36 protein-coding genes and 1 tRNA gene are annotated in these 25,438 nt (G+C 50.9%); 33 read left to right on the top strand and 4 right to left on the bottom strand.

The features are described from left to right. Positions 1-576: 576 nt before the first annotated feature. The 3 genes from WBL83_RS09700 to WBL83_RS09710 all read right to left on the bottom strand — a co-directional run bounded on the left by WBL83_RS09700 (position 577) and on the right by WBL83_RS09710 (position 1,959). A complete protein-coding gene (locus tag WBL83_RS09700) occupies positions 577-840 on the bottom strand; it encodes a hypothetical protein (protein ID WP_424588942.1) in 264 nt (87 codons plus the stop codon). A 22-nt stretch (positions 841-862) separates the two neighbouring features. Next, positions 863-939: transfer RNA gene (locus WBL83_RS09705), tRNA-Gly, on the bottom strand. A 324-nt stretch (positions 940-1,263) separates the two neighbouring features. Continuing rightward, positions 1,264-1,959: an XRE family transcriptional regulator gene (locus tag WBL83_RS09710; protein WP_410370038.1), complete on the bottom strand. Its 696-nt coding sequence runs from the start codon at positions 1,957-1,959 to the stop codon at positions 1,264-1,266. A 104-nt stretch (positions 1,960-2,063) separates the two neighbouring features. Here WBL83_RS09710 and WBL83_RS09715 point away from each other — a divergent pair, with 104 nt between their 5' ends. The 33 genes from WBL83_RS09715 (at position 2,064) to WBL83_RS09875 (ending at position 25,206) form a co-directional block, all read left to right on the top strand. Further along, on the top strand, positions 2,064-2,291 hold the full coding sequence (locus tag WBL83_RS09715) for a transcriptional regulator (protein ID WP_410370039.1): 228 nt from the start codon (positions 2,064-2,066) through the stop codon (positions 2,289-2,291). A gap of 112 nt (positions 2,292-2,403) precedes the next feature. Beyond that, the gene (locus tag WBL83_RS09720; protein ID WP_424588943.1) at positions 2,404-2,703 is read left to right on the top strand and encodes a CII family transcriptional regulator; all 300 of its coding nucleotides are present in this window, start codon (positions 2,404-2,406) and stop codon (positions 2,701-2,703) included. Between the two features lie 34 nt (positions 2,704-2,737). Then, complete coding sequence (locus WBL83_RS09725; protein ID WP_424588944.1) at positions 2,738-3,145, top strand: hypothetical protein; 408 nt, start codon at positions 2,738-2,740, stop codon at positions 3,143-3,145. After that, positions 3,142-4,053 carry a replication protein gene (locus WBL83_RS09730; protein ID WP_424588945.1) on the top strand — a complete coding sequence of 304 codons (912 nt, stop codon included), beginning with the start codon at positions 3,142-3,144 and terminating at the stop codon, positions 4,051-4,053. The genes WBL83_RS09725 and WBL83_RS09730 overlap by 4 nt, the downstream gene beginning before the upstream one ends. Next, complete coding sequence (locus tag WBL83_RS09735) at positions 4,050-4,751, top strand: replication protein P (protein WP_424588946.1); 702 nt, start codon at positions 4,050-4,052, stop codon at positions 4,749-4,751. Before WBL83_RS09730 ends, WBL83_RS09735 begins: the two co-directional genes overlap by 4 nt. After that, positions 4,748-5,080 (top strand): hypothetical protein, encoded by a 333-nt coding sequence (locus WBL83_RS09740; RefSeq protein WP_424588947.1) that lies wholly within the window; start codon positions 4,748-4,750, stop codon positions 5,078-5,080. The genes WBL83_RS09735 and WBL83_RS09740 overlap by 4 nt, the downstream gene beginning before the upstream one ends. Beyond that, the gene (locus WBL83_RS09745; RefSeq protein ID WP_424588948.1) at positions 5,077-5,547 is read left to right on the top strand and encodes a hypothetical protein; all 471 of its coding nucleotides are present in this window, start codon (positions 5,077-5,079) and stop codon (positions 5,545-5,547) included. The genes WBL83_RS09740 and WBL83_RS09745 overlap by 4 nt, the downstream gene beginning before the upstream one ends. Beyond that, positions 5,544-5,831, top strand: coding sequence for a hypothetical protein (locus WBL83_RS09750; RefSeq protein ID WP_424588949.1), 288 nt, complete (start codon positions 5,544-5,546; stop codon positions 5,829-5,831). Before WBL83_RS09745 ends, WBL83_RS09750 begins: the two co-directional genes overlap by 4 nt. Positions 5,832-6,050: 219 nt before the next feature. Then, the gene (locus WBL83_RS09755) at positions 6,051-6,518 is read left to right on the top strand and encodes a recombination protein NinB (RefSeq protein WP_424588950.1); all 468 of its coding nucleotides are present in this window, start codon (positions 6,051-6,053) and stop codon (positions 6,516-6,518) included. Further along, positions 6,494-6,670, top strand: coding sequence for a NinE family protein (locus tag WBL83_RS09760; protein ID WP_074388349.1), 177 nt, complete (start codon positions 6,494-6,496; stop codon positions 6,668-6,670). The genes WBL83_RS09755 and WBL83_RS09760 overlap by 25 nt, the downstream gene beginning before the upstream one ends. After that, positions 6,667-6,876, top strand: a complete 210-nt coding sequence (locus tag WBL83_RS09765; RefSeq protein WP_256450915.1) for a hypothetical protein — start codon at positions 6,667-6,669, stop codon at positions 6,874-6,876. Before WBL83_RS09760 ends, WBL83_RS09765 begins: the two co-directional genes overlap by 4 nt. A gap of 159 nt (positions 6,877-7,035) precedes the next feature. Beyond that, positions 7,036-7,326 carry a DUF1364 domain-containing protein gene (locus tag WBL83_RS09770; protein WP_424588951.1) on the top strand — a complete coding sequence of 97 codons (291 nt, stop codon included), beginning with the start codon at positions 7,036-7,038 and terminating at the stop codon, positions 7,324-7,326. Continuing rightward, entirely contained in the window at positions 7,323-7,685 is a 363-nt protein-coding gene (locus WBL83_RS09775; RefSeq protein ID WP_424588952.1) for a RusA family crossover junction endodeoxyribonuclease, read from the top strand. Before WBL83_RS09770 ends, WBL83_RS09775 begins: the two co-directional genes overlap by 4 nt. After that, positions 7,682-7,864, top strand: coding sequence for a hypothetical protein (locus WBL83_RS09780; RefSeq protein ID WP_424588953.1), 183 nt, complete (start codon positions 7,682-7,684; stop codon positions 7,862-7,864). The genes WBL83_RS09775 and WBL83_RS09780 overlap by 4 nt, the downstream gene beginning before the upstream one ends. Further along, positions 7,861-8,376, top strand: coding sequence for an antiterminator Q family protein (locus WBL83_RS09785; protein ID WP_424588954.1), 516 nt, complete (start codon positions 7,861-7,863; stop codon positions 8,374-8,376). The genes WBL83_RS09780 and WBL83_RS09785 overlap by 4 nt, the downstream gene beginning before the upstream one ends. A 193-nt stretch (positions 8,377-8,569) precedes the next feature. Further along, positions 8,570-8,893: a phage holin family protein gene (locus WBL83_RS09790; protein ID WP_064558976.1), complete on the top strand. Its 324-nt coding sequence runs from the start codon at positions 8,570-8,572 to the stop codon at positions 8,891-8,893. Further along, positions 8,871-9,329 carry a glycoside hydrolase family 104 protein gene (locus tag WBL83_RS09795; RefSeq protein ID WP_424588955.1) on the top strand — a complete coding sequence of 153 codons (459 nt, stop codon included), beginning with the start codon at positions 8,871-8,873 and terminating at the stop codon, positions 9,327-9,329. The genes WBL83_RS09790 and WBL83_RS09795 overlap by 23 nt, the downstream gene beginning before the upstream one ends. Then, positions 9,326-9,862, top strand: coding sequence for a DUF2514 domain-containing protein (locus WBL83_RS09800; RefSeq protein ID WP_424588956.1), 537 nt, complete (start codon positions 9,326-9,328; stop codon positions 9,860-9,862). Before WBL83_RS09795 ends, WBL83_RS09800 begins: the two co-directional genes overlap by 4 nt. Positions 9,863-10,053: 191 nt before the next feature. Beyond that, on the top strand, positions 10,054-10,596 hold the full coding sequence (locus WBL83_RS09805; protein ID WP_424588957.1) for a Rha family transcriptional regulator: 543 nt from the start codon (positions 10,054-10,056) through the stop codon (positions 10,594-10,596). Between the two features lie 267 nt (positions 10,597-10,863). Beyond that, positions 10,864-11,010: a hypothetical protein gene (locus WBL83_RS09810; RefSeq protein ID WP_424588958.1), complete on the top strand. Its 147-nt coding sequence runs from the start codon at positions 10,864-10,866 to the stop codon at positions 11,008-11,010. A gap of 9 nt (positions 11,011-11,019) precedes the next feature. Further along, complete coding sequence (locus tag WBL83_RS09815; RefSeq protein WP_424588959.1) at positions 11,020-11,508, top strand: DNA-packaging protein; 489 nt, start codon at positions 11,020-11,022, stop codon at positions 11,506-11,508. Next, positions 11,486-12,985 carry a terminase large subunit domain-containing protein gene (locus tag WBL83_RS09820; RefSeq protein ID WP_424588960.1) on the top strand — a complete coding sequence of 500 codons (1,500 nt, stop codon included), beginning with the start codon at positions 11,486-11,488 and terminating at the stop codon, positions 12,983-12,985. The genes WBL83_RS09815 and WBL83_RS09820 overlap by 23 nt, the downstream gene beginning before the upstream one ends. Continuing rightward, positions 12,986-15,157: a portal protein gene (locus WBL83_RS09825; RefSeq protein ID WP_424588961.1), complete on the top strand. Its 2,172-nt coding sequence runs from the start codon at positions 12,986-12,988 to the stop codon at positions 15,155-15,157. It begins immediately after the preceding gene. Positions 15,158-15,170: 13 nt separating this feature from the next. Beyond that, on the top strand, positions 15,171-16,082 hold the full coding sequence (locus WBL83_RS09830) for a scaffolding protein (RefSeq protein ID WP_424588962.1): 912 nt from the start codon (positions 15,171-15,173) through the stop codon (positions 16,080-16,082). Next, positions 16,082-17,371: a P22 phage major capsid protein family protein gene (locus WBL83_RS09835; protein ID WP_424588963.1), complete on the top strand. Its 1,290-nt coding sequence runs from the start codon at positions 16,082-16,084 to the stop codon at positions 17,369-17,371. The genes WBL83_RS09830 and WBL83_RS09835 overlap by 1 nt, the downstream gene beginning before the upstream one ends. A gap of 38 nt (positions 17,372-17,409) precedes the next feature. Further along, entirely contained in the window at positions 17,410-17,649 is a 240-nt protein-coding gene (locus tag WBL83_RS09840; protein ID WP_424588964.1) for a hypothetical protein, read from the top strand. Then, complete coding sequence (locus WBL83_RS09845; RefSeq protein ID WP_424588965.1) at positions 17,633-18,160, top strand: packaged DNA stabilization gp4 family protein; 528 nt, start codon at positions 17,633-17,635, stop codon at positions 18,158-18,160. Before WBL83_RS09840 ends, WBL83_RS09845 begins: the two co-directional genes overlap by 17 nt. Further along, the gene (locus tag WBL83_RS09850; RefSeq protein ID WP_424588966.1) at positions 18,120-19,538 is read left to right on the top strand and encodes a packaged DNA stabilization protein; all 1,419 of its coding nucleotides are present in this window, start codon (positions 18,120-18,122) and stop codon (positions 19,536-19,538) included. Before WBL83_RS09845 ends, WBL83_RS09850 begins: the two co-directional genes overlap by 41 nt. Beyond that, positions 19,538-20,470, top strand: a complete 933-nt coding sequence (locus WBL83_RS09855; RefSeq protein WP_424588967.1) for a tail needle knob protein — start codon at positions 19,538-19,540, stop codon at positions 20,468-20,470. The genes WBL83_RS09850 and WBL83_RS09855 overlap by 1 nt, the downstream gene beginning before the upstream one ends. 2 nt (positions 20,471-20,472) lie before the next feature. Further along, a complete protein-coding gene (locus tag WBL83_RS09860; protein ID WP_424588968.1) occupies positions 20,473-20,823 on the top strand; it encodes a hypothetical protein in 351 nt (116 codons plus the stop codon). Further along, positions 20,816-21,487, top strand: coding sequence for a DNA transfer protein (locus tag WBL83_RS09865; protein ID WP_424588969.1), 672 nt, complete (start codon positions 20,816-20,818; stop codon positions 21,485-21,487). Before WBL83_RS09860 ends, WBL83_RS09865 begins: the two co-directional genes overlap by 8 nt. A gap of 9 nt (positions 21,488-21,496) precedes the next feature. Beyond that, complete coding sequence (locus WBL83_RS09870) at positions 21,497-22,843, top strand: DNA transfer protein (RefSeq protein WP_424588970.1); 1,347 nt, start codon at positions 21,497-21,499, stop codon at positions 22,841-22,843. Then, the gene (locus WBL83_RS09875; RefSeq protein ID WP_424588971.1) at positions 22,843-25,206 is read left to right on the top strand and encodes a hypothetical protein; all 2,364 of its coding nucleotides are present in this window, start codon (positions 22,843-22,845) and stop codon (positions 25,204-25,206) included. The genes WBL83_RS09870 and WBL83_RS09875 overlap by 1 nt, the downstream gene beginning before the upstream one ends. Positions 25,207-25,220: 14 nt before the next feature. Here WBL83_RS09875 and WBL83_RS09880 read toward each other — a convergent pair whose 3' ends face one another. Further along, positions 25,221-25,436: a hypothetical protein gene (locus WBL83_RS09880; RefSeq protein WP_424588972.1), complete on the bottom strand. Its 216-nt coding sequence runs from the start codon at positions 25,434-25,436 to the stop codon at positions 25,221-25,223. Positions 25,437-25,438: the final 2 nt, after the last annotated feature.

Genomic DNA, 25,438 nt, shown 5'->3' on the forward strand with positions numbered 1-25,438 from the left:
AGCCTCGATATCACTCTTCGATTTGACGCTAATCGTCACTCTCATCATTCACTCCAATCTGCATAAAAAAGGCCGCGACTAGGCGACCTATAAAAGCGGGCTGCATTCAGGCTCCCCGAGAACCACAACCCTTGATATTCTGCTTATGAATTCATCAGTGGCAGTGGCAGCTGAATACACCTGATATCTTGATCCGGAATCTTTAACGCCTATACTGGTAAGGCTTGTTCCAAGGTGCTTTGCTACCACTCGGTTAGCCTCAGCGGATGACCATAGCGAACCTTTAAACACTCTCACTCTGCGAGCCATTATTCGTTTTGAAATAATCGACGGCTCCATAACTGCCAATGAAATGGCCCGCCCAGCAAATCCATCTCTGCTACCAGGTAAGTGCTTATAGATGCTCAGCAGTCCGTCACATTCAGAGTAAAACACGCCACCAGGTAGCTCATGGAAGATGTCAAATTGGCATTTATCCACCACCACGCCCAAGCAACCTTTTGGTACCGGCTGGCATGGATGCATCGCGGTAGTGCCAAGATTGAAAATCTCAACGCTGTAAATTTTCATTAATCCTCACTTAATGATGTGAACCGCATCCTTACGGACTGTGCGATTACCTGCTGCATAAAGCGCCACCTGTGGCAAACAAGCACCGCTTGACTCTTCTTTAGGCTCACGCCAGCTTGGAGCGCGAAGAGCTTGCTCAACTCTTGGCAAGGAAGTACCAGACAGTTTTGCGAATGCCCGGTTAATCTTTCCTGCGTAATTTCCTGCATCAATCTGCTGAGCTGCTTTTCTGGCGTTGTACTCAGCCATACGGCGCTGATTTCTGTTCATGGGTATTCCTCAGTGAGTGCTTTGGTGATGAAAGACTGGACTCGAACCAGCGGCGCGAAGCATGGGCGGCCTCCGCTCTACCTCTGAGCTACTTTCATCCCGAAGCACTCGCTTCGGCCTGTGTATTCACAGGGCTAAATTATTAAAGAGCCAGCAACTCAGTTCCTTGTTGCGTTTCAGCGTCCTGCTGATGGAGCTAATTTAAAACTATAGTTGTTTTACAGTCAACAACCATTGTTGTTTATTTTAATGATTAAGGTTGTTTTTTGGTGTTTATGGTTGTTTTTAAAGGTGAATTTATTTTTGTAAATATCACCACATTGGTGATTAGTAGAAGGCGGGAGTGGAAAATTAGGGGGAATTGGTGAATTGCAGGCATAAAAAACCCGGCTCGCAGGCCGGGTATGTTGATTTGCTTTTCTACTACCAGATGGTGGAAGACCAGAACATGCGCCCCATGATCTCTAAATCTTCCAGATCGGCTTCTTCGTCTGGATACTCGGAGCTATTGTAGCTGCGGATGCTAACCCTGTTAGGGCCGATACGATGGAGTAGTTTCAGGCGCTTCCATCCATCCTGATTAATGGCATACACCTTACCGTCGATGATCTTCTTGTTTCCAATATCAATAGCAACGGTGGTGCCATCTGGAATGATTGGCTCCATGCTGTTTCCTGTAGCAGGGAAGCAAATAACATTTTCCTTTTGAGCACCTACACGCCTAAGCGTTGATTTTGAGAATCTTAATTTAAAGCCATTGTAATCATCGTTTACGCAGCGACCATGACCACAAGCCAGCTCAATGTCTTTTAAGAAAGGCACTTCAACCTCATCATCTGGTAGTTCGGAATCGCCATCCCAGGCATCTACCGTTCCCCACTGACTTTCAGCGGGAATAGAGGATTCGGAAAACATCGGGCCATTTTCTTCAGAAAGCCATTCTGGACGCACGCCTAACACCCTGGCGATCTCAATTAACTTCGTCGAGGTTTTAGCAGAACCGTTTTCTAATTTCTGTATAGCCGCCTGACTTATACCAACCTTTTCACCCAATAGTTTTTGGGATAATCCAGCTTGAAGTCGCGACATCTTCAGCCTTTCGGCGAGAGTATTTTTCATATCGTTAATCTACAACTTCAGTTGTCTGCAATCAAATGAGCATAGTTGTTGCAAAATAAACAACTATAGTTTTATACTGGTGTTTATTAACAATGGAGGTTGTTATGAACAACGCAATTAAAACCGCCATTGCCTTGGTTGGTTCACAGCAAAAACTTGGTTCTGCATGCGGCGTTACACAGCAAGCAGTTTACAAGTGGCTGCACAACAAGGCGAAAGTAGCCCCGGAACAGGTTGTTCGCGTGGTTACGGCAACAAACGGTGAAGTTAAGGCCCACGAAATCCGACCAGATTTACCAGGCCTGTTCCCACACCCTAATCAAGCAGCATAGTTTTACCGCTCTTTATCAATCTGACCTCCCTCGGAACACCAGGGAAAACCCAAAGTGACTTGCTCACCGCAATGTCACGCAATTAACTAATTCAACAAGGAAATTTTAAACCATGGAAATTGCAAGCTATCGCAAAAAAGCGAGAGAGATTGAAAGCCAGTTACTGAACAAGCTAGCCGAACGTGGGCAGGGAGCATTAGCAAAAGTGCTTGAACTGGACGATGCAGCCGTCAGCAGGATGAAACGACCATCGGGAAAGCAGCGGCATAGCTTCTTCCAGATGATGAGTCTTGCAATGGCTTATCTGGATGTGGTGTCGCCCGAATCAGAAGTGGCGAAAAGTTTGCTGCGGATAGAGCAGCTTCTGACAAAAGAAAAGCCCCAAAGCTGCGTCAACAGTTTTGAGGCCTGATGCGAAAAGACTGGATCAATTCACAGGAGTAATTATGCCAGGACAAACCAAACAAGTAAACATCGATCTCCGGGCCGGGGATAAGTTCGAAACCGTTTATCCATTCCGCTTTATCACCACTGATTACCAGTCCTATAACGGCGATGTAGTCACGGATGAGCGCTGGATTGGTGGCTGCCACAAGAAATTTGAAGCATCTGACTGCGGGTACGGAGAGCAAGCGTTCTACACAGCTGATGCTGATGGAAAGCGAATCCTTGAGGTGCTAGCCATTGCTGAAATGCCGGGAAACTGGCAACGCAGAATCATCTACAGCTGCACCATGATTACGCCTGATGGAAAGATTCGCGCAGGAAGAAAGGCGTACACGGTGACGGAGGCGCGATTCATTGCCATGTCAAAAGGCTATTTCACTGATTACGAAGTGGAGGACTCCGAATGAATACCGCCGAAGTAATCAGATTTCCCAAGAAAACCGAACAAACAGGGGGTCGTATGGCTGACCTGTCCAACGGGTACACGAAGGTCGCCAACGAGATACAGCAGCTTAAACCGCGCCTCAGAATGTCGGGCAGGGAATGGCAATGTTTCGAAGCGGTGATCTGGCTCACCTACGGATGGAATAAGAAACAGGACAGGGTGACGAATACGGTGATCGCCGAGCTAACAGGCCTGAGTGATACCCACGTATCGGACGCTATCAAGGCTTTAGCAGAGAGGAAAATCATCTTTAGCCAGAAGCAGGGAATGATGAAACTTGTGGGAGTAAATACCGAATTATCTGGATGGGTTTTAGACAAACCGGAAACGGGAAGAAAATTCCCGAAAACGGGAAAATCCTTCCCAGAATCAGGAAAAAGGTTCCCGAAAACGGTAGACACCCAATACAAGAACAAGAACAGTAATAAAAAGACTACGTCCGAGAATTCTGACGAATCCTCTGACAGCCCCCCTAAAAATCTTCCTGTAGTTAGACCAGGCGCAGCAGTGCAAAGCCCCAAAGGTGACAAGTGGGGCAATGCAGATGACCTGACGGCTGCGGAATGGATGTTCAAGAAAGTACAAATAATCTCACCTACAGCGCAGGAGCCAACCTGGTCATCCTGGTCAAACGATATCCGCCTGATGCGAAACGCTCTCGCGGTAAGCCATCAAGAAATATGCGAAGTCTTCAAATGGGCGAATGCCGATCACTTCTGGCAGACCAACGTCATGAGCCCTGCAAAGCTTCGTGAAAAATGGGACACACTCAAGGCTCAGATGAATCAGCCAGGTAGAAATACGCGCGCTGCGGAATCTGCCAAGCCTGAAGTCTGGAATACACGCGAAGCATGGCAGGAGTTCATATGAGAAATCTGACGAGCATTATCGCCAACCGTGACGGCGGAGCGCTGGCAAGCATGGCAGGGGCTAACCCTGAGCCAGTGAGCATCGTTAACGAAAACGCTGAGAAGCTGGTAGACGCGCTTTTTCAGAACCTGAAGCAAGTATTCCCGGCTGCGGTATCGACTGTATTTCGCAATCCGGCAGACGAAGCAGCTGCTAAGCGTCAGTGGATCGCCGCATTCGCTGAGAACGGTATCAGAACCCGCGAGCAGCTATCGGCTGGCATGCAGCATGCCCGAGCCAGTGAGTCGGCATTCTGGCCTTCACCTGGGCAATTCATCGCATGGTGCAAGCAGGGGATTATCAAGGCTAACGGCTTACCTGACCTGGATGAGCTTTACCGCATGGTCATGAAGTACAGCCGTGACCGTGGGTATTACAGTTCGGCAGAAGCATATCCATGGGAATCGCCAGCCTGTTTCTGGATGGTGACCGCGCTGTTTAACCAGATGCGATCTCTGAACCTAACAGAGCCGGAACTGCGCAAGCGCTGCGCCAGTGAACTCAAAGCTATGTCGAAGCGTATCGAGGCGGGCGAAGCTATACCGGCACCGGTCGTGCAAATACCGAAACTGAGCATCCCGGTCAGCAACGACAAGGCACTGGATAAGCTGGCAGAAATCCGGTCGAAGTTTGGCCTGAAGAAAGGACTTCAATCATGAATACCGCATTACAAATCATCCATGCCAGCAAATACCGCGAATTTCCAGACACTCTCTTAACTCTCGAACTATGCCGATCCTTTGCACGACTTGAAGGCCGAAAGGTTGGTGAGTCTCTGCGTAAGTGTGCCAAAGCATTATCGGGCAAGGTGAACAACCGCAACCTGCAAGGGACATTGCGCACGATGAGCCTCAGCCTGTTCCCCGAGTCTGAAATCACCCGCATTCGTGGCTGCCTTGGCAAGATGGAAGCAGCGTTAACCCGGGAAGTACGCGATGTGATTCTGACGGAAGATAACCTGAAAGAACTGGCGGAGAGTGCGGCATGAAAATTAGCGATGAAGAGTTTTTATCCGCAATCTGGAAATCAGTTGCAGAGCATCTGCCATATGCTGCAACTCACAATTACTTTGGCAATAAGCGCGGACTGGTGCCGAATGATGAGTTTTACGTTCGCTATTCCACCCATATCTGCACCGCTCGCCGCAGCAACAGAATCAACCTTCCAATCGGCAATTCAGCATCAATGACCCGTATCAGAAAGTTGGTTGAGCAAGGTGTGTTATGTGCAGAAAAACGCAGGTCTGGCGAAGCATTCTACTTCTGGCTGCCTGATGACTTAAACAAGCCTGCATTCGAAATGACGCTTTCGATGCTGGAATCAAACGGCATCACCAAAGAACCAGTTGATGGCTTTGGTTTTGACGTGCTGGCACGAAAGATAACCAATAGTTTGATGGCTAAGTTCGGCGATTTGCCAACGCAAATATTCGAGCGCAAATCGGAGGCCGCATGACCACATCACCACTGAAGGTTGAAGACAGCAGGGCTGATTTTGAAGCGTGGGCTGAAGAGGTTGGTGCTTTGCCATGGGGATACTTGAAAAAGCAGAGAACACCTGGCGGCGGTTACTCAGTCCAAATCTATAACTACATGTGGTCGGCATGGCAAGCGTCCCGCGCCGCAATCGTCGTAGAGCTTCCTGAACCATACGATGACGGACACGGAAATTTATGGCTTCCACAAGATGCGACTGCGAATGGCATCCGCGCCGCTGGCATAACCGTTAAAGGAGACTGACGTGAGACGTTACTCACTTGAACACTCCAGAATGCTTCTCGCACTCAGCACCCTAAATAACTTTCTCTCCTTCCGCTCTCAATGGCTTGACTCCAAAAAGGGAACACGTTTAACCAAATGGAATGGCAAATGCCACCGTATGGCTAACCGCTTTCGCTGCGAGGGATTGATACGTCACGATCGGATACTCACTGGCAAAAGGCCGCTATGAGGTGAAACGTGAAGCAAACATACCTGCTTCGAAATGAAGCAATCCGCAACAACGCAATAGACTCCATTCTCGCACTACCCATCGACGACAAGTCACCGCACGAAATCCACGTTAAAGAACCCAAGCGCTCAAAGGCGCAGAACGACCGTATGTGGCCAATGCTACAGGACGTTTCTCGGCAGGTGCTTTGGCATGGTCAGCGTTTACAGCCTGAAGACTGGAAGGACATATTCACCGCGCTATGGCTGAAAACGAAACAGCTTGAGCAGCGAAGCGTCCCTGGTATCGACGGCGGCGTTGTGCTTCTCGGAGTGCGTACCAGCAAGATGCGAAAGGCCAACATGACCGAGCTAATCGAAATCATGTTCTGGTTCGGCTCCGAGCGAAGTGTCAGGTGGAGTGACGATTCCCGCCGCGAATATGAGTTATTGCAGCAATCAGGGAGAGGGGAATGCGCCAGCGAAAGAGCAGCATAGTCGCAGTAATGGATGCGTCCATATTCAAACCCACCAAACGTTCCCGCAACAAACCCAAACCAATCCCAACCGAAAGCCAGGTGAAAACGTATGACTACGTTTACGTTCTGCTGCGCGCTAAATGGGATCGCATGAGAAGGACAAGAGCATGACCTTATCAACCGTGAAAGATGAGCTTGAAGCGGCTAAGTGGAGCCTGTCGCAAGCACAAAAGGAATTAGCCAAGTACGAAACTTACAACGAGTCCGGGAGGGAATATGTCGTCATGTCAGCAAGGCGAGAGCTTGAGGTGGTATTCCAGCGCATACACCGCGCCTTGCTTATTGATTCCGGGGCAGAGGTTGAGGTTCCCAGATGACTATTTCAGCCCAAGAAAAATCACAGTACGAACGCCAGTGCAACGCAGCAGCAGGATATTGCGCAGCGCGTACAAAGCCGTTAAGCGGCGAGACTTATTTTTGCGACGAATGCGCTCATGAGGCGTATGTAGAAACAGACCCACACGGAGTAATGCACGATGGCGAATCTACGCAAGGCAGCCCGAGGCCGTGAATGCCAGGTCAGAATTCCTGGGGTGTGTAACGGCAACGCAGAAACCTCAGTCTTAGCCCATATCCGATTACCCGGCTTATGCGGCACCGGAATCAAACCTCCTGACCTTATCGCCACAATCGCATGCAGTCAGTGTCACGATGAGATTGACCGCCGTACGCACGTTGTAGACGCTGAATACGCGAAAGAGTGTGCGCTCGAAGGAATGGCACGAACTCAGGTTATCTGGCTGAAAGAGGGATTGGTGAAAGCATGAACGAGTATCGAATAACCTTACCCTGGCCGCCCGGCAATAATCACCTCTTCTCAGTTTTCCGGGGCCGAAAGATAAAGAGCGAGAAGGGAAGGGAATACACCACCGCAGTAACTCAACAAATCACCGAAGCAAATCAGCAGTACCACCTGGCTGGCAAACTCAAAGTAAAAATTCTCGCATATCCACCTACACGCGCCCGGCGTGACCTCGACAACCTATTCAAGGCACCTCTCGACTCACTCACCAGTGCAGGCGTCATTGCTGACGACAGCCTGATTGATGACGTGCGCATGATTCGCTGCGAAGTGGTTAAGGACGGCAGGCTGGAAGTAATCATTACAGAGCTGGAGGAAGCATGAAAAAAAGCATCGCATTAGGTGTGGCAGGCGCATTTATGTCGCATGGCTGGCAGGCACCGATGATTGCCACCGTGCCAGTAATAACACCTTGCTACTCGTACCCAATCAGCACCACTCGCCGAACCGGTAAAGCAGCAGAGCGCCGCAGAGCGAAACAGCGCCGGAGGGCAAAACTGTGAAAGTGACAGAGTTGAACCTGACAAAAGAGCAGCTTGATTGGCTGGATAACTGGATGGAGTTATTCGGGGCGTGGGTGTATTCGGGGAGGCTAGAAAAGCGCATGAGCAGTGTTATCGCTCAGTACATGGCCACAGTAGAACCATCGTGTTATCCAGAAAGACCAATGTGCAATGACGATGACGGAATGTTGATTTCTCAGGTCGTAGATTCCGTCATGTGCATTGATAAAAAAGCGTTCGGCATTGTGCTGAGCTATTACGTCCACCTGGCATCAAAGCGATCAATTGCAGCTTACTACCACAAGTGCGCAATTCCTCGCAAAATTACAGGCCGGGGTGGTGACCGGTTCCGCGCACCATCACTGGTAACGTGTCGCCGTGAGGTTGATCAGATACTCGCCGCATCACAGTGGTTAATCTACCAAAAGCTGTATCCCGCCATGAATGAGCGTAAACGTGTCGCTAACGTGAAGGAAATTGATAATAAGTGGTTGACTGCATTGAGCCAATGAGCCACTATTAGCAGATAAGGTGCCGTATGTGTGTCTTAGTTACGTCGCCACAAAATTTAAGCCTCGCTTCTTGCGGGGCTTTTTCACGTTTAGCGCCCGCCAAACAGCTAACCAATACCCTCTAACGCAACCTGGTTGTGGCGCTTTCCCGACTACATGAACAGCACCTGCTTTCGATAGCGAGGTGAGAGATATGCGTATGCCTGGAAATAACCCCGACCTGTTTGCGCTGCTACTGGCAACTCTCATGACGTTATTGGGAGCGATGGCCAGTTATGCCTACCGGGTCATTAATGGCGCCAGATTTAGCTGGGTGATGTTAGCGCTGCAGCTAATTATCTCTCTGTTCGCCGGCTCTCTAATGATGCTGGCGGCAATGCATTACAAATGGCCAATGGAAGTGACTGGGGCAATCTGCGGATTAGCGGGCTGGTCTGGTTCGACACTGATTAAAGCGCTGGAATCGCGTCTTCTGAATAAAGCCGGAGCGGCAAATGCCAACCAACAACAACCGTAAAGCTTTTCTCGACATGCTGGCCTGGTCGGAAGGCACAAGCCGCATTAAGGGAAGCGATAATGGCTACAACGTGATTGTTGGCGGCTCGCTGTTTAGTGGTTACGCCGACCATCCTCGAAAACTCGTTGACCTGCCGCGGCTCGGTATCAAATCCACGGCAGCCGGTCGCTATCAGCTGCTCTCCCGGTACTGGGATGCATACCGCAAACAACTCAGCCTGGAAGACTTCTCGCCTGCGAGTCAGGATGCGGTCGCATTGCAGCAGATTAAAGAGCGCAAAGCCCTGGCTGATATTGATGCCGGAAACATCGCAGCAGCAATTCAGAAATGCTCAAACATCTGGGCTTCACTGCCTGGTGCCGGTTATGGCCAGCACGAACACAAACTTGATGACCTGATCGGCAAGTTCAAAGAGGCTGGCGGGGTGGTGGCATGATCCCCTCAATCCTGAAAGAGAACTGGAAGCCGATTGCATTACTTTTGCTGGCTGGCCTTCTGCTATGGGGCGTTCATCACAACGGCTACGAGTCTGGGCAGTTCGATACTAATCAGGCCTGGAATATCAAGTGGGCCGAACGTGACGGCAAAGACTTGCTCGAACTTGCAGGCCGACAAGAGCAAGCGCGCGCCGAAGAACAGCGACGACAGAACGAAATCAACCAGGTAACGGCTGATGCACAAACTCAACTCGACAAAGCGCGGCTTGATGCTGCTAACGCTCAGTCTGCTGCTGACAAGTTGCAGCTCACCATCGCAAACATCCGGCGTCAGCTCGCAGCAAGTGAAACCAGCAAGCTTTCCGCAATTGCCAACGCAAGCGCGACAAGGGCCAACTCCGGAATATTGCTTGCCGACGTGCTCAGCAAATCTGTCGAACGAAATCAGCAACTGGCAACAACTGCTGACGAATGGCGAGTAAACAGCCTGGCATGTGAACGGTCATACGATTCCATCTCCACCGCCAAGTGATTCGTCACCCTAAGTAACAGAGCCTGACTTCGGTCGGGCTTTTTTATACCCGCAGTAAACATCGCGCCTCGCAGCGCAAATCATCCCGAGTCTTTCAGAAAGCTGAGCCTGAGAATTGCCGTATATGGTGGCGACCATCTCGGGGCGGCTTTTCTGTGCGAGCAGGCTCATCTTTCTAAAAGGTAATCGCTATGAATAATCCGTCAGTTATTCCGGCCTTCGACTTTCGCAATATGGTTCATGCAAAAGACGGAGAGGTAATCACTAATTCGCTTAAAGTTTCCCAGTACTTCGGGAAGCGACACGGAGACGTTCTCAGAAAAATTGACCAAGTAAAAGCCGATTGCTCAAACGATTTTAGCCAACGCAATTTTGCGTCGGCCGAATATATCGATGAGCAGGGCAAGGTTCGCCGAATGGAAAGCCTCACAAAAGACGGTTGGATCATGGTTGTCATGGGATTCACTGGCAAAGCGGCTGCAGCCATCAAAGAGAGCTTCATTTCTGCCTTCAATTGGATGTCCGAGCAACTAAGCCGGAGAATGGCAATCGGTGAAGAAATGCAACACCGATACGCCATCAAAGAAACGCGCTCGAAGCTTAAAGGCACCATCGGAAGTCGGTTGATGAATGAGCGCAAAAAGGAAAAGCGGGTGCTTGCTGTAGAGCATGACCACATCGCAGAGATAACTCAGCCTGGATTGCTCTTCACTGATGAGCGGCCAGACCTGTAATCAATTCCGTGGCGGAAACGAGGTGATCCTCATCTTGCTGACGGGTAAGCCGTAAGTGGGGAAGTCATGCTGTGAAGCACTGCAACCCTGCGAACAGAATGGCATATCATTTAGTTATTTATCGATTCGTCCGGCATTATTTGCTATTTACCAAGTTCGAATCCATCCCATGCCGCCTTCCCAGCCAGCGCTCCAATTACCGATGAAACCATCCCGCCAGTCCATGTAATCAGCTCTGATATAGGCGGGAACATTTTTGCCATGGAAATGAAAAAGTCAGTCCCAGACAGGGCGATAGCAAAAACAATCCACTTCGACGGCGTAGCGGGTGATGCTGGCAGCTATGTGTGCACAGTGAAAGACTCGCTTGGCCTGACTATCACATCAGCGACGATGGTCGTAACGGTAACGTAAGGATGATTTATGGCAGCACCAAAGGGCAATCGATTCTGGGAGGCCCGCAGTAGTCATGGGCGTAACCCTAAGTTCGAATCGCCCGAGGCGCTGTGGTCTGCATGCTGTGAATACTTCGCATGGGTGGAAGATAACCCATTGTGGGAGATGAAGGCGTTTGCATATCAGGGTGATGTAACACAAGAGCCCATCGCTAAGATGCGGGCAATGACCATTGTAGGCCTGTGCATCTTCCTCGATATCGCCCGTTCAACATGGCACACGTTCAAGGTGATGGAAGGTTTTTCGGACATCACTACGCGAGCAGAGGAAATCATCTACGACCAGAAGTTTTCCGGAGCAGCAGCCGACCTTCTCAACGCAAACATCATCGCCCGTGACCTGGGCTTAAAAGAGCAGTCGCAAGTTGAAGACGTGACACCTGACAAGGGAGATCGCGATAAGCGCCGCTCTCGTATTCAGGAGTTACTTGGACGTGGAAGACGAAGCGATTCTTGATGAGCTTACGGAAGACGAGCAGATAGAATTGCTTGAGCTTCTCGAGGCAGAGGACACCTACCGCACGACCCATCAGCTTTACGAGTTCACGCCATACGGAAAGCAACGTGAGTTTATTGACGCTGGCGGCGACTATCCAGAACGATGCTTCATGGCTGGTAACCAGCTTGGTAAGTCATACACTGGCGGTGCAGAGGTGGCATTCCACTTAACCGGGCGCTACCCCGGCACCACTGGATACCCAGAAGATGGCTCATATGGTGGCAAGTGGGAAGGTAAGCGATTCTTCGAGCCGGTAGTATTCTGGGTTGGTGGTGAGACTAACGAAACCGTCACCAAAACTACTCAGCGTATTCTCTGTGGGCGTATCGAAGAGAATGATGAGCCTGGCTACGGCTCAATCCCTAAAGAAGACATCATCAGCTGGAAGAAATCACCATTCTTCCCGAACCTTGTCGATCACCTTCTGATTAAGCACCACAACGCTGACGGCGTGGAAGATGGCATATCAATCTGCTACTTCAAGCCGTACTCGCAAGGCCGCGCACGTTGGCAGGGCGATACCATCCACGGCGTATGGTTCGATGAAGAGCCGCCTTACAGCATCTACGGCGAAGGCCTGACTCGTACCAACAAATACGGTCAGTTCTCAATGCTGACCTTCACCCCGTTGATGGGTATGTCCGATGTAGTCACTAAGTTCATCAAGAACCCGAGCAAGGCGCAGAAGGTTGTCACCATGACAATCTACGATGCTGATCACTACACGGAAGCGCAGAAAGAACAGATTGTTGCCTCGTATCCAGAGCATGAGCGTGAAGCTCGCGCCCGCGGCATTCCGACGATGGGTAGCGGTCGAATCTTCCAGATACCAGAAGAGACTATCAAGTGCCAGCCGTTCGAATGCCCCGACCACTTCTACGTTATCAATGCAATGGACTTCGGTTGGGATCACCCTCAAGCGCAGGTCCAACTGTGGTGGGACAAAGACGCAGACACAATCTACGTTGCCCGCACATGGAAGAAAGCCAAGAAGACAGCAACCGAAGCATGGAGTGCCGTTAAAGCGTGGAGCCAGAAGATTCCTTCTGCGTGGCCACATGACGGACATCAGCATGAGAAGGGCGGCGGCGAGCAGCTGAAAGAGCAGTACGCAGACGCAGGATTCATGATGCTGAAAGAGCATGCGACATGGCCTGATGGCGGCAATGCTGTCGAGCCTGGCATTGCTGAGATACGCGACATGATGCTTGAAGGCCGATTCCGTGTGTTCAACACATGCGAACCATTCTTCGAAGAGTTTCGTCTGTACCACCGCGATGAGAACGGGAAGATCGTCAAGCTAAACGATGACGTGCTTTCCGCTGTTCGCTACGCCTACATGATGCGCCGCTTCGCCAAAATGATGCGTGACATTAAAAAGCCAAAAGAGAAGAAAGCACCGGCACCAATCAGGCCCATCGCACGGAGAAATTAAATGGCCGATAACGAAAGACTCAACTCCATCCTGTGCAAGTTCGACATGGACTGGATGTCGAGTGATGAAGCCAGAACCGAGGCGACTAACGACCTGTACTTTAGTCGGATTAGCCAATGGGATGACTGGCTATCTGAATACACCACGCTGCAATACCGTGGGCAATTTGACGTAGTGCGCCCGGTGGTTCGCAAGCTTGTAGCAGAGATGCGCAAGAATCCGGTCGATGTTTTGTATAAGCCGAAAGATGGCGCTAACCCTGACAGTGCTGATGTGCTGATGGGTATGTACCGCACCGACATGCGTCACAACACGGCGAAGATTTCAGTAAACATCGGCGTTCGTGAGCAGATTGAAGCTGGCGTTGGTGCATGGCGTCTGGTGACAGAGTACGAAGACCAGGATCCTACCAGCAATAACCAGATTATCCGGCGCGTTCCAATCCATGAAGCGTGCTCTCACGTTATCTGGGACTGCAACAGCAAGCAGATGGACAAGAGCGACGCCGTGCATTGCACCATCATCAACCCGATGAGCACTGACGGCTGGAAGGCATACGCTGAAGAGCATGGACTTGATGAAGATGAGATGCCAACGTTTCAGTCACCGGATAACACCTGGCTGTTTCCGTGGGTGAGCAAGGATGTCGTCTATGTTGGCGAGTATTACGAGGTAGAGAGGAAGAAAGAAACCGTCTTCATCTACGTAGACCCGATGACAGGCGAGCCAGTCAGCTACTTCAAGCGAGACATCAAAGATGTGATCGACGAGCTGGCTGAGAAGGGGATGCAGAAGGTTGCGGAAAAGAAAGTCATCCGCAGCCGGGTGTATAAAACAATCCTCACCTCAACCGCCATTCTGAAAGACAAGGAGCTTATTGCTGGCGAGCACATCCCAATCGTTCCGGTATTCGGCGAGTGGTCATTTGCTGGAGACAAGGAGTGCTACGAAGGTGTTGTGCGCCTGACTAAAGACGGGCAGCGCTTACGCAACATGATCATGTCGTTTAACGCTGACATCGTGGCTCGTACGCCGAAGAAGAAACCCATCTTCTGGCCTGAGCAGATTGAAGGTTATGAGTACATGTACGGCGGTAATGATGACTATCCGTACTATCTGATGAATCGCACTGATGAGAACAACGGCGACCTTCCTGCAACGCCTATCGCGTACATGGAGAATCCCGAAGTTCCGCAGGCAAACGCCTACATGCTTGAAGCTGCAACTCAGGCAGTCAGCCAGGTTGCAACAATGGGCGTGGACTCATCGGCGGCTAATGGGCAGGTGGCATTCGACACAGTTAACCAACTCAACCAGCGGGCAGACCTTGAGACATTCGTGTTTCAGGACAATCTCGCTACTGCGATGCGTCGTGATGGTGAGATTTACGCGTCGATGGTTAACGACATTTACGATGTACCGCGGCAAGTGATGATGACGCTGGAAGATGGCAGCGAGAAGCAGGTCCAACTGCTGACGCAGGTCGTCGACTATCAGTCAGGTCAGGTTGTTACGCTCAACGATATTCGTGGTCGTTACGAGTGCTACACCGATGTTGGCCCATCATTCCAGAGCATGAAAGACCAGAACCGGGCAGAGATTCAGGAGCTGCTCGCGAAGGTACCTCCAGGCACACCGGAATGGCAGATGTTACTGCTCCAGTACTTCACGCTGCTTGACGGTAAAGGCGTCGAGATGATGCGCGAGTACGCGAACAAGCAACTCGTCATGATGGGGCTGAAGAAACCTGAGACACCTGAAGAAATGCAGATGGTGCAGCAGGCGCAGCAGCAACCACAAGAGCCAAGCGCTGAGATGGTTCAGGCGCAAGGTGTATTGCTTACTGGTCAGGCCGATTTGCAGAAAGCCAATAACGATCAACTGCGCATTCAGGTTGATGCGAAGAAAGTGGAGGTTGATGGTCAGCTTGCGGCAGCGAAAATTGCCGAAATATTTAACGGAATGGATCTGGATAAGCAGAAAGAATTCAGAGAGATGCTTAAAACAATGGGTTCATTCCAACAACAAAACAGTGAAAACGCCCGCGCCAATGCTGAATTGCTCCTTAAGGGAGAAGGTCAGCGCCACTCACAAGGCATGGACGTAGTAAACCTCCTGCAATCGCAGAGACAAAATCTTCCCTCCGGCGGAGTAGCCGAGATTCCTCAATAAGAGAGAGCTAAACATGCCAGACACCAACGAAATTCAGGCAACTGAAGACTTAACCGTGCACGGCGATCAGGCGGCGGCATCCGCAGATGGCTTAGTTATCGATAATGCCAACGATAACGCAGAGCAGGAATCAGGCTTCGATATTGTCCTGAACGACGATGAGAGCAAAAAGAAACAAGACCCGGTGACTAACGCGAAGTATGCGCAGAACCGTCTTGAGCGCAAGCGTCTACGTGAGCTTGAGCAGCAGGCGGAAGCAGTGCAGCGTGGCGAATTGCCGGAGGCATTGCGAGTTAACCCTGACTTGCCACCACAGCCAAACGTCAATGACTTCTTCTCTGATGAAGCATTGGAGAAATACGGCTACGACCAGGTTCGTGCAAACGCTGCATTCACGCAGGCGAATAACGAATGGCTGGTTAAGGCTCAGGATGCCCGAGGTAATGCGGCAGCCGAGCAGGGGCGCAAGACTCAGCAGTTTACTCTGCAATCAGCACAAGTTGTCGAAGCCGCACGTAAACACTACGACGCCGCAGAGAAGCTAAACCTTCCTGACTATCAGGCCAAAGAAGATGTGTTCCGTCAGGTCGCACCCGGCTATGACGTGGACATCATGCGCCTGTTCCCTGAGAAGTCAGCGGCAATCATGTACCACCTGGGCGCAAACCCAGAGAAGGCTCGACAAATCCTCTCGATGGATCCGCAGCGTCAGTTAATCGAAATGACGCTGCTTTCCGAACGTTTAACTCTCAAGCCACGCGGTAAGCAAGTATCCGAAGCGCCAATCCCTGACGAACCAGTGCAGGGGCAGGCCGTCGCCGCCAACGTTGCAGCACTCCAGAAGAAAATCGATGCAGCAGCGTTAAAAGGCGATGTGACGCTTTACCGCCAGTTGCAAGCCCAGCTTAGAAAAGGAATCAAATAATGTATTTAAAAGAAGGCCAGCTAGTCACGTACGCCCTGGATGAAATCATCAACACCGTTGAGAACATCACCCCGATGGCGTCAAAAGTTACCAAATACACTCCGCCAGCCGAGTCAATGCAGCGTTCCGGCAACACTGTCTGGATGCCAGTTGAGCAGGAAGCTCCGACTCAAACCGGTTGGGATCTGACTAACAAAGCAACCAACATTCTTGAGCTCTCTGTTAAGTGCAACATGGGCGATCCGGATAACGACTTCTTCCAGTTGCGTGCTGATGACCTCCGTGATGAGCGTTCGTATCGTCGTCGCATCAATGCGTCCGCTAAAAAGCTGGCGAACAACATTGAATCTGCGATTGCCAAACAAGCCGCTGAAATGGCGTCACTGGTTGTCTATGATGCCGGTCAAATTGGCCCGTCTGGTACCAGTGGCTGGGACTTCGTGTCCGAAGGTGAGCGCATCATGTTTGCGCGTGAGCTTAATCGCGACATGGGGATCAGCTACTTCCTGAACCCGAACGACTACCGCAAGGCCGGACGCAGCCTGGTAGATGGTGACATCTTCGGTCGCATCCCTGAAGAAGCGTATCGTAACGGCACCATCCAGAAACAGGTCGCTGGCTTTGATGAAGTGTTGCGCTCTCCAAAACTGCCAACCATTGCCAAAAACTCAGCAACCGGTGTAACGGTAACAGGTGCACAGAAGTTCAAGCCACAGGCATTCACCACTGATGCTGATGGCAACAACGAAAACGTTGATAACCGCGTTGCATCGGTTGTCGTTTCCTCCACCACTGGCTTCAAGCGTGGCGACAAGATCAGCTTTACCGGCGTTAAATTCCTTAGCCAGATGGCTAAGAACGTGCTGACTGATGATGCGACATTCTCCGTCACTCGCGTTATCGACGGTACGCATCTGGAAATCACGCCGAAGCCAATCGCGCTGGACGACACCACACTGACCGCCGAAGAGAAAGCTTACGCCAACGTAAACACCTCTCTGGCTGCCAGTGCTCCAGTCAAAATCCTGAACATTGCTGATGCTGTATCCAACGTGTTCTGGGCTGATGACTCCATTCGCCTGCTGTCTCAACCGATCCCGGTGACTCACGACCTGTTTGCTGGCATGAAAACCCAGTCATTCAGCATCGACGGGATCGGCGTGAACGGTATCTTCGCTACCCAAGGTGATATCTCCACCTTGTCCGGTAAGTGCCGTATCGCGGTCTGGTACTCAGCCTGCGCGGTTCGCCCGGAAGCAATCGGCGTTGGCCTAACCGGTCAGGCGTAATCAAACGGGGCTTCGGCCCCATTTTTTTGGAGCAGAACATGACCCAGATGGTATTTCGCCACGGCAAAGCAAATAAGTGGAAAGGTGTTGGTTATGACTTTGAAATCATCAGTGAAGATGAGCTTCAGGAATATCTTGATGCCGGCTGGTTTGCGCATCCTGATGACCTGTTGAACGATGCTGAAGAGCCAGAGCCAGAGCCAGAGCCAGAGCCAGAGCCAGAGCCAGCCAAGAAGCCCCGCAATAAAAAGGCGGTAACTGATGAACCTCACGACTAAAGGTGATCTGGTCAATGCTGCGCTGCGTAAGCTCGGTATTGCCTCAAATGCCACGCTAACCGATGTCGAGCCGCAGTCTGTAGAGGATGCGGTTAACGACCTTGAAATGATGATGGCTGAGTGGCTGGAAGGTAGCGAGCAATCACCAGGTATTGATGCCGGGTATATCTTTGCTGCTGATGGTGTGGCACCGGATCCGGGCGATGAGCATGGACTGGAGACTGGAAAGCTAAGCGCAGTATTCCACAACCTCGCAATCCGCATCGCTCCTGATTATGCAGTCGAACCTAACGCCAAAGTAATCAGCACAGCCCGATACGGCAAAGAGCGACTCATCAAGTTATCAGCTATGTACCGCGCCAAATCAGCCAAGTGCAAATCTGGATATCCAAACCGCATGCCGATTGGTTCCGGTAACCGCCTGGCGACAACAAACGGGTGGAACTTCTTCCATCGAAAGGATGTGTGTGATGCCGATAACTCAACTACCCCTGATGAAGGGGCTGGGTAAGGACTTCCGCAACGCCGACTACATCGACTATCTACCGGTGAATATGCTGGCAGTGCCAAAAGAAGTCCTAAATTCCAATGGCTATCTCCGCTCATTCCCGGGCATAGCGAAGCGCGGTGATGTGGCTGGCGTATCGCGTGGCGCTCAGTACAACACAGCTCAGAATGCCGTGTATCGCGTTTGTGGTGGCAAGCTATACAAAGGTGAATCTTCGGTTGGTGATGTCGCTGGCTCTGCTCGCGTTCCGATGGCGCACGGTCGCACGTCACAGGCAGTGGTCACTGGCGGCCAGGTTATTGAGTATCGTTACGATGGCACGACAAAGACGGTAACCAACTGGCCTGTAAGCAGCACCTACACACAGTATGAGCTCGGTTCGGCGCGTGACATTGTTCGGGTGCGCGGTCGGTATGCCTGGTCGAAAGATGGCACGGATTCATTCTTCATCACCGACCTGGAAGGCGAGTCTTACCCTGACCGATTCAGTGCAGAGTACCGAGCGGAATCACAGCCAGACGGCATCATTGGCATGGGCGTGTGGCATGATTTCATCGTGTGCTTTGGCTCATCAACCATTGAGTATTTCACGCTAACTGGAAACTCAACTGCTGGCGCATCATTGTATGTGAATAACCCGGCCTATATGGTGCAGAAGGGAATTGCTGGCACATTCTGCAAGTGCGTATTCATGGATGCACACGCCATCATCAGCAACCCGGCAACTGGAGCGCCATCGGTGTACATCGTGGAGTCGGGCCGCGCAACCATCATCGCAACATCCAGCATTGAGAAGATTATCCGCAGTTACTCCGCTGATGAACTGGCGGCTGGAGTAATGGAAGCCCTGCGTTTTGACTCTCATGAACTTCTGCTGATTCACCTGCCAAATCACGTCCTCGTTTACGATGCTGCCGCCAGCCAGAACGGAGCGCAATGGACGGTGCTGAAAACTGGATTATTCGACGATGTATACCGGGCGATTGATTTTATCTACGAGGGTAATGTCATCACATGCGGCGACAAATCGGAATCGGTGACCGGTCAACTGCAATTCGATATCAGCAGCCAGTACGGCAAGCAGCAGGAGCACTTGTTATTCACGCCGTTATTCAAAGCTGACAATGCCAGGGTGTTTGATTTCGAACTGGAAGCATCAACGGGTGTGACGCAGTACGCCGATCGCCTGTTCCTTTCTGCTACCACGGACGGAATCAACTACGGCCGCGAGCAGATGATTGAATCCAACGCGCCATTCATCTACGACAAGCGTGTGCTGTGGCGTCGCATTGGACGCATTCGCAAGAATGTAGGGTTTAAGGTGCGCGTCATAACCAAAGCTCCTGTAACGCTCTCAGGCTGCCAGGTGAGGATTGAATAATGGCTGCTGATGATGGGCTAAAAGTTCCGGTTGTTGTAAGCGCTCTCGGAATCAATGCGGCATCGCTGCCAGCAGTATTCTCACAGGCTTATCAGTATTACGTATTATCTCAATCTACCGACTTTGTGAGTGTTGCAGGTAAGGCGAACGAAGCGGGTCAGGGCGCTTACGATGCTCAGGTGAAGAACGATGAGCAGGACGTTGAACTTGCTGACCATGAAGATCGCATAGCCGCTGCAGAGGCAGAGCTTGGCAATCATGAATTAAGGATCACCGCTGCAGAAGCGAAGATTATTAACCATGAAATCCGCATAACTACTGCTGAGTCCGATATCGATTCGCTCGAAGGTCGGATGACAACAGCTGAAAGCGATATTGATTTTCTCACCTCTGAAGTGGTGGATATTGAAGCCGAGCTTATCGGTCATGAATCGCGCATTTCAGCGAACGAGGCCGAGTTAGCAAACCACGAAGGCCGGATTGATGCGCTTGAGTACAAGACGACTCGCAAGAAATCTGAGGTGGTCTATTCCGGCGTTTCGCTGGTTATCCCAACCACTGGAGCCAACTTAATCACGCTGCTGAAAGCGTTAACACCGACATCAGGAACGCTGCTCCCATTCTTCAATACCACGACCGATAAGCTCACAGTTTACGATGAGAATAAAACGCTAGATTTCAAACTGTCGCTTATTGGCTCATGGCCTGGCGGAACAGCTAACCGGTCAATCCAGTTAACTTTCTCCGGCGCGGTGCCAGACACCCTGGTCGCCAGTCGTAACGTTGCAACGGTGACCGATAACGTTTTGCTGGCAACGTTCTTCAGCGTTGACCAGGGCGGATTCCTTGCCACCAACGGAAGCACAATGACCATTCAGTCCAATGGCTCGGCATTCACCGCCACAACCATCAAGATAATCGCGGAACAGTAACCATGCTTACCAAAGTTGATGCTCTCACCGGGCAACGGTTGATGCGTCTGTGGGGTGTTGAATCGTGGGTTGACCCCGGCGCTGAATACGCATTGTGGAACGGCTGCTGCATCTTCGCCGTCGTTGAGCAGGGAGAGTTTATCGACTTGCACATGGCGATGAAGCGATCTGAGCGAGTCAAGTGCCGGGATGCGGTGAAAGAACTGCTTGAGCTTATCGGTGGAAGGGAAATCCGAGCCCCCATTATCAGTAGCAAGAAATCAGTCTGCAATCTGGCGCTGCGTATGGGATTTCATTTCGAATTCTCACCCGACATTTCATCCATATTCATGAGGAGACCCGCGAATGGGTAGCGTAATTACAGGCGTCGCTGGCGGTGTAAGTAGCATTCTTGGCGGTATTGGTGCCAACAAGGCTGCCAAGCAGCAGCAGGGCTATCAAGACAAGGCAATGAACCAGACGCGCGAGGGTTATCAAAGTGCTGTTGGATGGGTTAGCCCATACCAGGAAGCCGGTCAGTCTGCACTTGCTGGTCTCCAGGGTATTGCAGGCAAGCCCATCGATCGCAATGCGTTGCTAACTCAATATTTCCAATCTCCAGAATACCAGCAGCAAGCTAATCAGGCGCGATATCAAAGCCTGGCGGCAGCAGAGGCCACTGGAGGACTTGGATCGACAGCGACCGGAAATCAGCTCGCATCAATTGCTCCAACCCTCGGGCAAAACTATCTCACTGATATGACTAATCAGCAGCAAAACATGTACTCCCAGTTAATGGGGCTGTCAGGTTTGGGCGCTGAATCCGCAAATGCTCTTGGTAACTATGCAATAGGACAAGGCAACACTATGGCGGGCATGTATCAGCAGAAAGGCCAGATCATGGCTGGCAAGGCTGCAATTCCATGGCAAACGGCAGCATCAGCAAATTACAGCGTCGGTAAGGGATTTGGTGACATGTTCTCTTTGGGTGGTGACAGCGGCGGAAGCGGTTATTACGGGCAGAGCAATAAATTCTAAGGGGATAACATGGCACAGTTTGGCGGCATGCAGGGGCTTGGCGGCCCAATAAATTATTATGACCAAATGGTTCCTGATTTCAGAGGGGAGGCAGTAAAGACGTCTCAAGCTCACGCTATGGATGTTCAGTCTCAGGCTAGACAGCAAGAGATGGCCCAACAACAGCAATCAGATGTTCGAAAGAAAAAGTTTTATGATGCCATTAGTAATGCCACCCCTGATCAGTTACCAGCACTGCGACGTCAGTTCCCAGAATACGCACAGAATATCCAGCAGGAAATCGGCATCCAGGATGAAGATCACGCAAAGTTTGTAAACAAGTCGCTCAATAATATTTCAACCGCTCTTGCAAGCAATAACCCACAAATATTGCGCGACGCAATACAAAAAAGTGCACCAGCTCTGGCTTCTATGAATATGACTCCAGACCAGGCGCTGCAGCTATATCAGCAAGACCCATTACATTTCAGTAGCGTGCTAAAAACTGCGCAGATGGGGACACTACCATTCGATAAACAAGTTGATGCGCAACAAAACCAGCAGAAGATCGAAGAGACTATTCGCAGTAATAGGGCTGGGGAAGCACTGCAAGGGCAGCAGATTGCAGTTAGTCGTGAAAACTCCATTCGCTCTGCTAACGGCCAGGGAAGTATGCCTGCCAATGTTCGTGAATATGAGTACGTTAAAAATCTTTCCCCTGAAGACAAGAAAGAATATTTGCGCCTTACCAATAAAAAGGTTGGCGGACAATTACAGCCTGCACAGCTATCAAGTGGCGAAACTGTAATGATTGATCCTGCACCTTTAGGCGCTGGTTCAACAAAGTTCTATAAGGGCTACGACGCAAGCGGGAATGTAATCACTGTCCCTGTTTCTTCCCTGGCAACCTCTGCTGATTCGGCTACGACCGCCGGGCAGAATCTTATTAATTCAGACCTGAATAATCTGCAAACTGCGACCCCTGATCAGTTGAATGTTTTAACTGGCGTAACTGGTGGCATTGGAAATCCGGCATTAGGTGCTGACATTCGCACGCGCATTGGAGATAAGGACACGCGGAAGTTATATAGCTCTGCGCAGCGCATTCAGGGTTACATGCAGAACCAAGGTATCGGTGCAGCAAAGGCCATGGGTGCCAGCGGCATCAACACCGAGGCAGAGGCAAAGCGTTTCTTCCAGTCAATGCCACAGCTTGATTACTCAAGCCCTGACGCTCTGATTAGTTCAGCGAAGACCATTGATAACTATGCTCGCTCATACAATGCGAAGAGCAATGTGAATTATGGAAGCCAGGGTCAACAGCAACAGCCAGCGCCACAGCAACAAACCGGCTACTCATCACTATGGGGTGACTAATGGCAAAGCCATGGAAAGAGGTGATGTCCTCGCCGCAATATCAGTCTATGCCACCTGACCAGCAGGCCGCCGCGCAGGAGCAATATTTCAATGAGGTCGTTGCTCCACAGGCTGGTGATCAGGCTGATGCAGCACGGCAACAGTTCTTCTCTGCTTATCCAACCGCGGCAACTCAACAACAGCAACCCAATACTATGTGGCAGGAGCAGCCAAAGCCAACCCAAGAGAGCGCAGCGTGGGGTGATCAGCAGCCGCAAACACAAGGCCAGCAATTAGCAGTCGGTGCAGTAGATGTAGGCAAGGGGCTTCTCCAGGCTGGAGTAAATGTAGCAAACATTCCAGCGGAGATGGCCGACGCGGTGGCTAGTGCTGGATCATGGGCAGCTAACAAACTTGGCCTGGGCGATGGGGAGTATTCACCAGCACCACGCATTGAATTGCCAGCCAGCATGCAGCCACAGACGACAGGTGGCAAGCTTACTGGTGAGGTCCTGCCATACCTGATACCGACAGGGTTAGCCTCGACACCTGCAAGAGGTGCTGGGATTGCTGAGCGCATTGGAACTAAAGCTGCTCAAATGACCGCGGAGAACGTTCCGGGTGCCTTGGCGCAAAGTAGTGGTGCTGGGCAGCAGGATGATTTAGCTGGCAACCTTGTTCAAGGTGTTGTTGGTAGCGTTGCGGGAAGAGCGGTTGCAGCTGGCGCGTCTAAGGTTGCTGGACCGGTAGTTAAGAGCGCAAGGGAGTGGCTATCTCCTACCCAGAAAGTTATATCAGAAGCTGATGATGCTGCCAGGTCTGGGCTTGGCGCAACTACCGACGCCGCTCAAAATGAAGCTGCGCAGGCTATTGGTCAGGCTGCGCAGAAGCAGGATTACGCCTCACTATCTGGAGAGGTTAAACCTCAGGAATCAATTCTCAAGGCTGCCAAAGATCTGGATATGGAAGGTGCGCTGCTTCCATCTCATTACAGTGGAAGCCAAACATATCGCGCTGTAGAGCAGGGTTTGAAATCCGTTCCTGCCAGTCAACTACGCGCAAAAGAGTACGATACAATCAGCCAGTTGGCTCAAAAAGCTGACGACATGATCGGCATTGCCGGTGGCACGCAGAATAAAGTAGCTCTCTCTGAGAAATTTAAGGCTGAGTCGCAGAAGGCAATTGATGAACTGGCAACACAAACCAGTGCAATTTATGACGATATCGGGAAGTCGATACCAAAACGCGCTGAGGTTGATGCTTCTTCGACGGTTTCCATGCTGAAAGAGAAGGCGGATGATCTGGGAGGCTTGGAGAACCTGTCACCAGTTGAGCGAGGAATCCTTAGCAAGTTAAGTGGTAAGAAATCACCCGTGGAAGGTGGCGAAGGCGTAATTATAAAGCCTACATACGCACTGGTTGATAATATTCGCAAGCAGATTGGCGCGGCGATAAGCAAAAATGAAGGGCCATTCAAAGACCAAACTACCTCAGAACTAAAGCAACTCTATTCGTCGATCACGGGTGACCAGGAAAAGGTTGCTCAGCAATTTGGAATGGGTGAAAAGTGGGGGGTAGCAAAAGGTCTGGTTTCTCAGCGCAAGCAGCTTGAAGACCATATGGTGACAGCACTTGGAAAAGACCTTAGCGGTACATTTACCAACAAGATGTCACCTGCAATTCAGAACTTGCGTAAGGGTAATGTTCAGGCGTTCGATAAGCTTATTCAATCAACCCCTCAACATATGCGGCAGGAGGTTGTGGCATCAGCCCTGAACGATGTATTTACGCTTGGATCGCGCAAGGAGAAGCAACTAAGTATTCCGGGATTCGTTGACTGGTATGAGGGGGCCAAAAGAAGCGGCGCGCTGAATCGGGTGATGAAGTATCTGCCGGTTGAGTCACGACGCAATATTTCCAATCTCTATAGGGTTTCCTCTGGCATCAGGCGGGCTAACGAGGAGGCTATTGGCACCGGCAGACTTGGAACCTTGATTGATGCCCTTGATTCAAGAAATGGCGTACTTGAGCACTTGCATGGCGCGGCTGAGAAAGGGGCCGCCGTTGCTGGAGGCTCACTTGGTGCAATGGCCGGCGGCCCTGTGGGGGCTGCTATTGGTGGCGCTATTGGTGGGGGTGTGGGACACATGGCCAGTCAGTCATTAAAACGACCTGCCCGGTCTATTGCGGCCGACGCTTTACTTGCCGACCCAAGATTCCAGAATGCGCTCATCAAGGCCACCGAGAAAAACAAAGACACTGTTAGCCGCGTAGTCGAAAACTTGCCAGCCTGGAAACGATTTGCGGGGCAATTGTCAGATAGCGAAGCCAAGCAAGCGGCAAGGGTTGGCGCAATAGCTTGGCTTAATGGTGAGGCTGATTAGTGAAGACAGATAATTTATCTGTTTAACATGCTGTCCTTTATTGCCTCAATATCCGCACCTTGCCTGTCGGTTTCTTCTCTAATCTTTCTCAGCAAATCCTCATGCGCATCAAGGCACTTGATAGCCAGTTCATTCGAGTCTGCGATGCGCTTAAGGTGGCTTGAGATTTGCCACGCAAGAATAACAAGCGCCACCAAAGCGACAGGGACAATTAGTAATACTAAATCCATAA

This window comes from Buttiauxella sp. (assembly GCF_049686335.1).
Classification (GTDB): Bacteria; Pseudomonadota; Gammaproteobacteria; order Enterobacterales; family Enterobacteriaceae; genus Buttiauxella.